The organism is Paenibacillus sp. JT31N11 (assembly GCF_056269285.1).
In genome coordinates this window covers 57,832-69,836 of record NZ_JBWDNQ010000004.1, presented here as the reverse complement: position 1 = coordinate 69,836, position 12,005 = coordinate 57,832, and the positions used below count along the sequence as shown (strand labels likewise).

Below are 12,005 nucleotides of genomic sequence, written 5' to 3'. Positions count from 1 at the left end.
CCGTATCTGCGGATACGGGAGCCGTTCAAAAAACGCTGCCAAACGACTATATGAAATTAATATGCATCAGCAAGCGCGACAGCAGCATAACAGCCTGGGCCCGCGTAGCGGTACTGCGTGGTTCCAGCGTATTTTCCGTCATGCCGGTCAGCAAGCCGATGTCTATGTTCTCGGCCACAGCCTGTCTGGCCCATGCGCCAACCTCAGCCTTGTCGAGATAGCCCGACAGGAGAGTAACCGGATCGGTTGCCGTATATGCCCTGTACCCTGTCAAGCTTATTGCCCGGGATGCCATCACGGCCATTTGTTCGCGGGTAACAAGCTGAGTTGGCCGGAACGTTCCGTCTTCAAAGCCGTCTATAAGCCCAAACTCGGCACCGGTCTGAACCGGCTCCGCATACCATGCATCTTCATTTACATCTGTAAAGGATGCTTCCCCCTCCCCCTTCAAGCCTAAAGCCCGCACCAGAAGGGCAGCGAACTCCGCTCTGTTAATCGTCCGGTTCGGCGAGAACGACGTTCCGCTGTCGCCTTTTACAATCAGCTTCGACGCTAATCTTTCAATTTCACCGGCGGCCCAGTGCAACTTAATATCAGAGAACGTCTGCTTGTAGGAAACGACGCCGTAGACGCTGTTTCCGTTGCGTTTTATGACAACCTCCGTCTTTCCGTCGGTCCGGGGCGCAAATTGCGACGGTGCGAACAAGATCCCGCCGCTGACCGTATCGGTGTAGAACGCTGTCGCGGTCACGGAGTCCTGGAGACCGGGAATAATGATGCTGCGGTTCACAAAGGTTTGGCCAAATTCGCTGATCCCGATCGTCTTTCCGTTGGCCGCAACGGAAATCCGGTACTCGACAGGCGTTCCGAGCAGCGTCATGCCGGCATTCAGCCGGCTCTTCAACAGCCCGGTTTCCGCTTCATTTAACTTGCGGATGGCAATGACAAGAGTCATCTGCCCGGCATCGGCCTCAAGCTTGCCGGCTAATGATGCCGTTTGCAGAACATGCAGAGGCAAATCGTACGATGCAAACCCGCTGCGTATCGAAATGATGGTTTTCCCGGATTCATACCTCTGAAGTGCCTGCACAGGTATATCTAACAATAGCGCATCGGCCGATTCTACATCAATCACGAGTTTTCCGCCATCCGGAACCCTGCCAAGTTCATCCAGATAGGCCTCCAATATAGACGGCTTGACCTTGACATGAACCGTCTGCGTACCGTCTTGTGCTTCCGTAATTTCTACTGTTTTATCGTTTTCCTTCAATGGAATTTCGGATCGGGGAGTTGGAACGGCCGAATTTCCGGGACTGCCGTTACCGCTCCCCGGACTGCCGGGACTGCCAGAGTTCGTGATGGTAACATCAATACTTGTTCCCGCATCCCATACCAGCGCATTCAATTGGCTGTCCCCTAGTTTTACCCGGTCCAGTTGTATGGCCGCCTTGCCTTCGGTATTGGCTTTGGCCTTGAATTTCACCTTCGCGATCATTACATCGCCGGATTCTCCGGCTTCATTTCTAAGCTTGGTAAATGGAATCGTAACCTGATTCCCCTCCTGAACGGGAGGAACCTTATAGCCAGCGTCTGTCATGTACTGAACGACGTCTACAAATTCAAGTTTTTGCCTGTCATAGCTCAGTTTCAATTCATATCCATAAACGTCCTGAACGTCTTTGGCCTGAACAGTGACAATAAATTCCCCGTTTGGCTGCACCTGCCCCGCATCCGTATCCAATGCAAACACGGCTTCTGCCGAAGCTGCAGCAGCTCCAACCAGATACAACATGATGCTCAAACCGATGACCGTTACAACCATTAACCCGTTCCGGCGCGCTTTCCTTCCCATGTATCCCATGCCTCCGTTTTGCTGAACGGGAAAGGGGTGACCCCATTGATAGCGGACCCCTTTCCCTCACAGCCGTTTACACTAAAATATTTCTGGCGACCACGATCAGATCCATAATATCGATGACGTTGTCATTGTTCAAATCCAGCCGCTTAATCTCGTTCCAGCTGCTGTCCTCGCTGTTCAATCCGTAGTTCGCCGAAATTATTCCCAGATCACCGATCGACACTTTGCCATCGCCGTTGACATCGCCCGGAATCGCGGCGATTTGCTTGCCCAGGAATAATTGCAGAGCGTTGTTCAAAGATTCTCCGGCATGATCGACCTGAGCTTGAGTCGCTGCAGAATCACTAGCTGTTTGTTCGGCGGACGTCAGCTCCTCTTGCAAAATCGCTTTGGAGCCTGCAGGATACTGCCCTGACTTGGTACCTTCCACTGCCGCGCTTAAAGCTGCCTGCACTGTACTAATCAGAGTGTTTAATGCGGACTTATCCACCAATAAAAGCTGAATGTTCAGGACAGAGCCGTTAGCTGCCGCCTCCTGACCCGTATTGCTGCTTAATGTGGCGGAGGCCACCTGGATCGCAGCTGCCGGGATGCCCGCATTATCTTTCACTTTCCATTTCAAATCGACCAGCGGTCCGTCCGAACGAATGGCGCCGCCCGGCCCTTGGCTTGCCAGAATGAGGCGAAGCTGCCCTGCATCCGTTAATTGATGATCCACAACTGCCAGCCCCTCCTTCACGGATACGGCCTCCACAAATTCAAATGCCGCCGTATCAAAGGTAATCGAGACATCCTGCGCATAAATCTCTTGTATGACACTGCCCTGCACTCGGTCAAGACCATAGCTTGTCACGAACGTTTGACCGCGCGACACCTGCGCCGGTCCCGTTAACGATGTGTTCGGGGCATCGCTTGCCGTTACCGTAACATCGGCTTTGGCGGTAAAACCTCCGTCTGCCGTCGTTGCCGTTACATAGGTCTCGCCGGGAGACACAGCCGTAACGGTACCGTTATCGCTTACTGCCGCGATTGCCGGATCGTAGACCGACCATGTTACCGTTTTATTGGCCGCCCCTTCAGGTTCAACGGTGACGATTAACGTCTCGCTCCCTCCGACTGTCAGCGACAGTTTATCTTTGTTCAAGCTCACTCCCGTCACTTTGGAATCTTCCGTTACTGCAACGGTCGCTGCCGCCTGCACATTGGAACCGCTGACGGTCCCGTTAACGGTGAAGCTTCCGGCTTGAGCATAGGAAGCGGGATCAACAGCATTCCATGTTACTGCAACCTGGGCCCTCGATCCATCGGAATATACCGCTTCGACTACCGGCGGCAATATCGGCGCGACCCCCGCTGTTGTCGTCACATGGATTCCCGGAATTTCCTGGATAACCGGTTCGTTGAACTGATTGCCGAGCACTTCGAGTTCAGTAATGGTCATGGCTCCGGCCGCGCTGGAGTATGGAGTGGCATTCTCCATGCCCACACGCACCTTGGCGGATGTTAGGCTGTCAAATGTGATCGTGGTCGCTTCGTTAGCAGCTGCCGCCCACGCAATGTTCTGATTACCGGCGGATACCCACTTCAAGCCGTCCCAGTATTGAACATCAAGCGATTTTGGCAGATTATTCGTTGGAGCCGTACCGCCAATCGCGAAATAAAGCTTCATGGAATCGAAGTTTTGCTGCTTCGGCCAATACACCTGCACAAATTCATAAGGACGCGTATTGTTGACTGCCGGCAGATTCGCCGTTGCCGAGATGCTGTATCTGTTGCTCCAGCCGGCGCTTGCCTTGTTGCCGTCCAACATTAAATTAGGATAGGATGTGCCGTTTGTAAATGTAGCCGTTGCAAGCGGTCCGGCAGCCGAAACGGTATCCTGGGTTCCAGTTCCCGCCGCGCTGCGGGCGAGATTGACGTCAGGCGTATACTGATCCGTCACCACAACCGTGGCTTTTGCCGGATTCGGCAGTCCTGCAATTTGACCGTTCACCGTGATTACGCCGTTTGACTCCAGCTGGCTTGGCGCAATTTCCTCCCATGTTACGGGCTTCATTACACTCAGACCGTTGGTATAACGAACCTTCACATTAGCCGGCAAGACCGGCATGTCCCCTTTGGCAGCGGCAACGCTGACGCCAGCTTCGGCAAAGTCGTATACATCTACATAAGCAATGGCCTGCGGACCCCCGACTGACGCTGTGGCCTGGAAGGATCCCGCCACCGTTGAAGCCGGAATATTGCTCCAGGAGACGGCTTGCCGGGAAGTCGTCCCGTCCGCCTTGACTACGGTCACCTGCGCCGGAAGATTGACATCGTCTCCCTTTTTCACATGAAGGGTGACCGGTGTTATTCCAACATTGCCGGTCGCATCTGCAGCAGCGGCAAATACTGTCGCTTGCGCCGGAGCGGAGCCGTCGAAGGAGGCGGTTACCGTGATCGGGCCTGTCTGTCCTTTATTCGACTGGACAATGACAAGCACCTTGCCGTTGTATGCGGAGCGTTCCGAATATGCGCTGCGGTCCACATTGTCCCATTTATAGAGCTCCGCGCTTTCCTGCTGCCCATTGTCCACACCGACAATCGAGCCGCCCGTAACATTGAATTTAACCAGTTGATTGGCATCCGGAACCAGGCTGCCGTTCTCGTCCACTACATCGGTTTCAATATAAGCCAGGCTGCGTCCGTCGGCGGTAATAACCGGCTTGTCCGCCGTCATTTTAAGCGTGTAGGGCTGGCCTGCCGTTTTTACGACATCGGTGGACGTCACCACCGGACTGGTTGGATCCGCGTACGTTTTTACTTCCAGTGTTCCTGGCGCGAAGGGCACCTTCCAGGTGAGATGAAGCTTGCCGTACTCACCGGTCGGGCTCAAATATCCGCCTGTGTTGGTGCCGCTGGTATTCAGCTTGTCATCCTTGGTCGGTTCGGAGGTTTCGTAGTATTTTTTGCTGTAATTGGTTGTCTTGATATCGAAGCTCTTGCGGCCAAGCGACTCGCCGTTCAGGAACAGCTCCGCACTTTGCTGGTTGGTATTGACCCATACGTCCACGATCTCCCCTGGCGTCCAGCTGGTCCAGTCCATGGGCACGATATGCGACATGGGCTTCGATGTCCATTGGCTTTGAAAGAGATAGAAGGAGTCCTTGGGGAATCCAGCCGTGTCAATAGCGCCGAAGGAGGAGACGCCTACCGAGTATACATTGTACGGAGTGGGCTCGCCTATGTAATCGAAGCCCGTCCATATAAACTGGCCAATAAACGGTTTTCTGTCCCGGTCTTTCTTCAAGCCGTACTCGTTGCCCATCGTCCAGGAAGCAAAATTGTTATCATACGACGATGTTCCGCGCGAGCCCGGTGTCTGGTTCACGCCGGTATTGACCAATTGGACGTCCTGATAGACTCCGCGCGCGCTTGTTTGCGAAGAAGATTCCGATTCAAAGAAGAACGTATTCGGGAACCGCGTTGCCAGCGTATCCACGGATTGCGCCGTATTGTAATTCAAGCCGTATCCATCCAGATAATTATTGATGAGACCCCAAACGCTGGTAGGCGTCGGCGGAGTCCGCTCCTGGTCGCCGCCCATGACGACCGGCCGGGAAGGGTCGATTGCCAAAACATCGCGCTTCAGGCGGATGGCTTCGCTGTACTCGTTGAAGGAGGCGACGCCATACAATTCCTGCGTATTCATCCAGGCGGGCTTCGTGCCGACTCCCCGCACCTCATTGCCGATCGACCACATAATGACGGCCGGAGAGTTTTTATCGCGGTTTACCATTTCCTGCAAAACCCAGTCGCTCCACATAAATTGAGCGCCATTGGTGCTCGGAACCGGCGGAAGGACTGAGCCCGCCCAGCCCTCGGGCATACTTGTCAGGAACCAGTTGCCAAAATCGTAGGTAGCCTTGCGGCTCCCCCAACCGTCAAAGGCTTCTTCCATAACGACGATCCCCAGCTTCTCGCAAGCAAGAATAACTTCTTTGCTCGGCGGGTTATGCGAGGTTCTGAAGGCGTTGACGCCCATATCCTTGAGAATCCTGAATTTCCGCATGGCCGCATCCAGCGTGCTGGCTGCTCCCAGTGCCCCGTCATCATGATGCAGATCGACGCCCTGGAGCTTCGTATAGACGCCATTCAAATAAAAGCCGCCGGAATTAGCGGTCGCATCGGCATCCGTCACATCTACATCCTTGATTTCAACCCAACGGAAGCCGTATGACGTATCGATCGAATCGACGACATTCGGTCCGGTGCCGCCGTTGATTTCGGTAATCAGCTCCGTACGGATCGTGTACAGATACGGATCGTCTATCGACCAGAGGTGAACATCCGGCACCTTAAAGCTGTCGTTCAAGGTAAGCTTTGTAGACGGATTATAATCGACCACATCACTGGTATGTGTCGCGACGACACTTCCGTCAGCAGCAATAACGGACGTGCGGATGTTTGTTACCCCATTGGAAGCTTCAGAGTAAATATCCGCGGTCACCGCCAAATCGGTGCCTTTATCCGCTTTGTACGCGGCTTCAAGTCCAGGCGTGGTATAGGTGAGGCCATGCCGCAGAAAACGCGTTTTGTCGGTTACGACAAGGCTGACCGGTCTTGTAATGCCGGAGCCTGTGTACCAACGGCCCGATGGGGCCATATTCTGCACTTTGACGGCTATGACATTCGGCTGATCGCTTCCCAGCGTCACATAAGGAGTGATATCGTAAGAAAATCCGGTATAGCCGCTCGGGTATTCGCCAACCAGATTGCCATTCACATAAACAACGGAGTCTGCGTACACGCCTTCAAAATCGATGGCAATCTTCTTGTCTCCCATGGATTCCGGCAGCGTGAAGGTTTTGCGGTACCAGCCCAGCCCTCCCTGCAAATAACCTTGCGAGTTGCTTGAGCCTGCAAGCTTCTGTCCTTCAATGCTCCAGTCGTGAGGAACATTCAGCGTTCTCCATGAACGGTCGTCAAAACCGGATTTAACAATGTCGGCAGCAGCGGGTGCATCGGGAGGATCCTGCAGCCCATTGACGATATTGCCGGAGATGAGCGCCGGCGTACGGGTTGCGAGATAAAACTGCCAGTTGTCATTAAAATCAATGCTGCGTTCATTATTTTCCGCTACTGCTGTGATAACCTTCGAAGCCGAAGCTGCCGGGTTTGAGTCGGCGATTGCCGGGAATGAAGGCAGCAGCGTTACTGCAAGTATGCCGCATAAGATCATACTTACGGTTTTTTTGATTGCGCTTCCATTTTTACTTTGCTTAACCCTGTCCTGGTACAGTGGAGCCTTGTCTAACGATGATCTCTTGCGGAGTTTAAAATGCAATAAAATTTGATTCAATCTTACAACCTCCCCGATTGTGATTTACTTCTCATTCATTATGCTTCCGGGGAGACCATGGCGGAATTGAATATTCTCATGCGTTCTATCGAATTTCTCATATTCTTTGACAGGACTGTCAATTATATCTGCGTCAGCGTCGGAACGACAAAAAGCCTACTGCCGACGGGAGCAATACGCTTTTTTGAATAATCAGCAAGTGTAACATTCGGCCTCTACTTCCGACATGATCGATCGTTTCCGTTGCGTCAATAATCGTTCCCGCATTCATATCGATGTTATCATTCATATTCTCGTAAATTTCCAGCAGATATTTATTCTCGTCACTTAGCTTGGAATCTGTTCAATTATTTCTCCATTTGCAGAACGGCCTATTACAGTGGAACCTGCCAGGTCTAATCCATTTGTTATTAAGAACCATAACCTTTCGCCGCTATCGTATTCAAGTATCTTTGCTGGATATTGCTTTCCTTTGTTAGTCGTAACAAGTACGCTTTCAACATCGGAGTCGAAAATTTTTCCATAACTAATCTCCGTGTACTTTGAGAACTCCCCCCTTAAGTCTGAATAAGACCAGCCTAACTTATATCCCTTTGGAGTTTGCGAAGTGGAGCCGCCAATAAAATGCCAGCCAAATAGATTTTTCTTTACCATTGCAATACCGAAATACTCTTGTGGAGCAGCGCCCCATTCATAAAATGCGATAGCATTTTTATTTTCTAATCGTTCAATCCGAACAAGGTTTGTCATTGGCTGGTTTAAAGAAAGAACAGCCGTTTTAATGCCTTGTGTATCGTCCTTCAGTCCGAGCGAAACGATTAATATCACAGCGATGGATAAAATGATTTTCATTATTTTTGACAAAAAACCATCTCCTCACCAGAACACTTAAAAAGACGTTTCTGCAGCTTTCAACTCAACCATTATACGTTTCCAGTGTCTGGAAAGTTTCTTTCATCCCCCCGCCTGCTGGCAGCAATCTCTTTCCTTGCCCTCACTCCTTTCAACGGGGCTGAATCCTGTGTTAACGACAGCTTTAGCACGTAAACAGATCATATGAACCGGAAAAACCAGCCCCCTTAAAGGGACTGGTTTACGCTGCCCAGGCTGTCTAAACGTTCGCTCGCATGCATGCGTTTGAACTGGACATACATGAAGAAGCCCGTTAATATCGTGGCGATGCCTGACCAGAAGAACCACGTTTGCACGCCGAATTTGTTCACAATCGGTCCTGCCAGAGCGAGCCCGATCGGCGCGGAGAGCAGCGTGACGCTGGTCACCAGAGAGATAACGCGGCCCAGTATGGCAGGTTCATATGCTCGTTGAAGCATCGCCATATAAGGGCCATTGAAGAATGGGGCCGCCATTCCCATGACGGAGGAAAGGATGACGAACAGGATGAACGACTCTTGGCTGATGACACCGATCGCTACGCAGGTGAGGCCGATTCCAACCAGGCTGATGCAAATATACGCAATGTCTTTCAAGCGGGAACCAAGCATGGATAACAAGATCGCGCCCAGAATCATTCCGATACCGAATAAGGCTTCGACCATACTCGCGTTGTAGCCGCCGCGTCCGAAATGCGACAGGGTCATCAAGGGAAACAAGGTCGGAAGCGGCATGAACGCAATACCGAAAATCGCGGTGCCGACGGTAAGCAGAACAATCGGTTTTGCCTGAATAAAGGCTTGCCAGCCAAGCTTGAACTCGCTATAGAAGGAAGGAGCTGATGGAGTGGATTCCGCCTTTGGCTGATGGATTCTCGTGAGCAAAAGCATCAGATTGGCGATCAAAGCGCCAAACACATCCAGAAACAATACAATGCCAAGAGAAGTGGCCGAGTATACCGCAATGCCGAGGACAGGTCCGGCTATCATCGAGACAGATTGGATCATCTGCTGCCAGCCTGCCACCCGGGTCAGCTGATCTTCCGGAGCAATCAGTGGTATTGCCGCCTGGAAAGCCGGAGCATGGAACGATGAAGCGGTCGAGCGGATCAACAGGATGACATAAACAAATACCAGGCTCGGGTCACCCACGTAATAATAGATACCTAAAGCCAAGCTGAAGAGGGCAATGGTCCCATCCGCTGCAATCATGGTTTTCTTGCGGTTCCAGCGGTCAAGCCACACACCGATAAAAGGACCCAGAATGACCTGCGGCAAAAATCCGGCAAGCCCGGCGATCATCAGGACAATCGCAGACTCGGTCGTCGCCGTCAAATGCCAAATGATCGAGAATTGAACCATGGATGTGGTCAGAATCGAGAAGAGCTGACCGCTGAAGATTAAGGCGAATGTTTTTTTCCATTGCTGTTTCATAAGTATTCCTCCATTTTTTAGCTCGTATTTTTTTGATACCAACCGAAGGTATGTATAATGCCAAAAAATAATCTGCCTCAGAAGCAGTTATTTTAAGCCTACAACCTTCAGTCGGCTTTCATATCTTTTCACTGTACAAACGATAAAACTCCGCATACCGGTCGATCATTTGCTCATCGAGCAGGTCAAGTCCTAGTCCTTGCAATACGATCTGGAAGAACCGGCACCGGCGAAGCATATCCTCGGCTGGAGCTTCAAAAATCAAGGGGGTCAGCCACAGATTGCTGAGAAGCATGATCGTTTCACTAAGCTCCTTGGGATAGTCGGTTTTGATGGAGCCATCCGCTATTCCCTGCTCGATGATGGGCTGGATATAAATGGGCACTGCATCCTCAATTATGCTTTGCATTTGGGCTGCCAGCATCCTTGGATTGTTCAGGAGATTAGGCGCCGTAGACATCATTTCCAGTTGTACGGGATTATCCAAAGAGACGCGGATGATTCGGCGAAGCTTATCCAGACCGTTAAGCTCACTGTCGTCCCGGATGGCGATCAAATTATCGTCAACTCCTTTGAAGAGCTGTTCGATCACCGCCAACATGATATCCTCCTTTGACTTGAAATGGTGATAAATGGCTCCCTTCGTAAGCCCGCCAAGGCCGTCTATAATATCCTGAATAGAGGTGTGTTCATAACCCCTTTCCATAAACAGGCTCAGCGAAACGTTGAGAATCTGGTTTATCGTTTCTTCAGGGTGTTTATTTCTTGCCAAGATTTCTTCCTCCTTTCATACATTCGGTTGGTATGTAACTAATATATCGGGTCCCTTTAGAATTGTCAAGCTAAATAAAAAAGAAGATCAATCAGGCCCTTCTTATTAAATTTACTTCCCATGTTTGATACGGTGTCCATGCTAAAGGGTACATATAACAAGCCATTCTTATGCTGTAGCTCTTATCTTCTATTTGCACAACTTGTGTAAAGAAAAGAGTACTTCCTTCATTCTGAATTTTTAAACCGCTAGGGACATTGATCTGTATCGGGTGTGGGCTGGCAATTATTTCTTTAATAGCATTCTTATCGGAGTAAATCGTTATATCTTCTAAACGTAAATTATTGATCCCGGCCTTTAATTGATATTCGCGGTTCCAATCCGAGTATCCAATACAGGGTATCGAAATCAGTAAGGTAAGTATGAGTGCCGCGGAGATGATTTTTATAACCAAGTTTTTGAATACCAGGGAACTAAAGAGTATAACGAAAATGACCACTAATAATACAATGATTACGATACTTGCCATCCAATCACTCAATAGCCAATTAAGTATCTTTCTCCCTCCCACCCGTTGTTGCATGCCAGTCGCCCGTCCTAATATACACCTTGTTGTGGTTGAGTTAACAATAATTCAGAACGCCATGTTTAACTAGTACTATCTTTCCCTGGTACCAAACATAGAGTCGCCAACAGGATGCCAACTATCCAACCCGCTCGCTATCAAACGGGAACGAGGCCGCGCCGTCGATCTTGGCTGTGCCCGCGAGGAAGTCGTTATCGATCGTCCCTTCCCATGTGATGGTTATTGGATACGGTTTCGTCATGACAGTCGTGAATGTCACCTGATGCCCGGATACCTTTCCCTCTGAGATTGGCACAGTGACATCCAATACCTCATTGATGAGCGAGCCGGATAGCACCCCCTCCCTCGTCACGATCATGAGCCGGAGTTCCTGTGTCGCCGCGGGGTGGTAAAATTTCAGATGCCACGTCCCATCTGGTTTTGCCTCCGATCGTTCTCGGGCCGTGGAGCTGCTGATCGACCGTTGGGGAGGCAAGGATGACTCGCAGGACATACCTTCGCCGAGACGGGGGCGCCCAGGCTCAGCCTGCACTCCGAGCGAATTCAGGAATCCGGCGTTCATCCGGTAATAGCCAATCAGCATCAGCAATTCGATGATCTCTCCCTCATCGTACGATGCTGTCAGTGCCTTCCATGTCTTCTCCGAAGCGCAGTCGTCTGCACAGAGGTCGTCGATTAAGTCTAGTACCGCCGCATCAGCATCGGACCACGGGCCAGCGCCTTGTGCTAGGGAAGCAATCTCGGCGGCGGTCATTCCGGCACCGAGAGCTCCGGGAACGTGGTTGGCCCACTCGTACTCGCACGAGGAGTGGAGTCCAACACGTAGGATCAGAAGCTCGCGTGTTCGCATTGACACCCGTCCTCCGGTCGTGAGGTGCGCCCCGAACTCAAGCCAGGCCTCCAGCAGGTCTCCACGGTGTGCAAGCATTCGAAGCACATTCGACGCTCCGGTACCAGCCAACACACGCTGATCTTTCGAAAGCGCCGACACATCCAACAGCGGAATCCGAGCCTCCGTCGGCCGCTTAATCGTTCCACGCCCCTGCCGGACGTTCACTTGTGCCGCTCCGTCCGTTTTGTTCCTCATTTCCTCTTCCATCAGGTTTTTCCTCCTTTAAATAAAA

7 protein-coding genes are annotated in these 12,005 nt (G+C 51.3%); all 7 read right to left on the bottom strand.

All coding sequences use genetic code 11. The features are described 5' to 3' along the window. Positions 1–46: 46 nt before the first annotated feature. The 7 genes from AC0YNV_RS16255 to AC0YNV_RS16225 all read right to left on the bottom strand — a co-directional run bounded on the left by AC0YNV_RS16255 (position 47) and on the right by AC0YNV_RS16225 (position 11,980). Complete coding sequence (locus AC0YNV_RS16255) at positions 47–1,852, bottom strand: S-layer homology domain-containing protein (protein ID WP_475769000.1); 1,806 nt, start codon at positions 1,850–1,852, stop codon at positions 47–49. Between the two features lie 76 nt (positions 1,853–1,928). Next, positions 1,929–7,199 carry an Ig-like domain-containing protein gene (locus tag AC0YNV_RS16250; RefSeq protein WP_475768999.1) on the bottom strand — a complete coding sequence of 1,757 codons (5,271 nt, stop codon included), beginning with the start codon at positions 7,197–7,199 and terminating at the stop codon, positions 1,929–1,931. A gap of 327 nt (positions 7,200–7,526) precedes the next feature. Then, complete coding sequence (locus tag AC0YNV_RS16245) at positions 7,527–8,063, bottom strand: hypothetical protein (RefSeq protein ID WP_475768998.1); 537 nt, start codon at positions 8,061–8,063, stop codon at positions 7,527–7,529. A 215-nt stretch (positions 8,064–8,278) separates the two neighbouring features. Beyond that, positions 8,279–9,523, bottom strand: coding sequence for an MFS transporter (locus AC0YNV_RS16240; protein WP_475768997.1), 1,245 nt, complete (start codon positions 9,521–9,523; stop codon positions 8,279–8,281). 118 nt (positions 9,524–9,641) lie between these two features. Beyond that, positions 9,642–10,295 carry a TetR/AcrR family transcriptional regulator gene (locus AC0YNV_RS16235; protein WP_475768996.1) on the bottom strand — a complete coding sequence of 218 codons (654 nt, stop codon included), beginning with the start codon at positions 10,293–10,295 and terminating at the stop codon, positions 9,642–9,644. A gap of 91 nt (positions 10,296–10,386) precedes the next feature. Further along, positions 10,387–10,878: a hypothetical protein gene (locus AC0YNV_RS16230; protein ID WP_475768995.1), complete on the bottom strand. Its 492-nt coding sequence runs from the start codon at positions 10,876–10,878 to the stop codon at positions 10,387–10,389. 121 nt (positions 10,879–10,999) lie between these two features. Beyond that, positions 11,000–11,980 carry a carboxymuconolactone decarboxylase family protein gene (locus AC0YNV_RS16225; RefSeq protein WP_475768994.1) on the bottom strand — a complete coding sequence of 327 codons (981 nt, stop codon included), beginning with the start codon at positions 11,978–11,980 and terminating at the stop codon, positions 11,000–11,002. Positions 11,981–12,005: the final 25 nt, after the last annotated feature.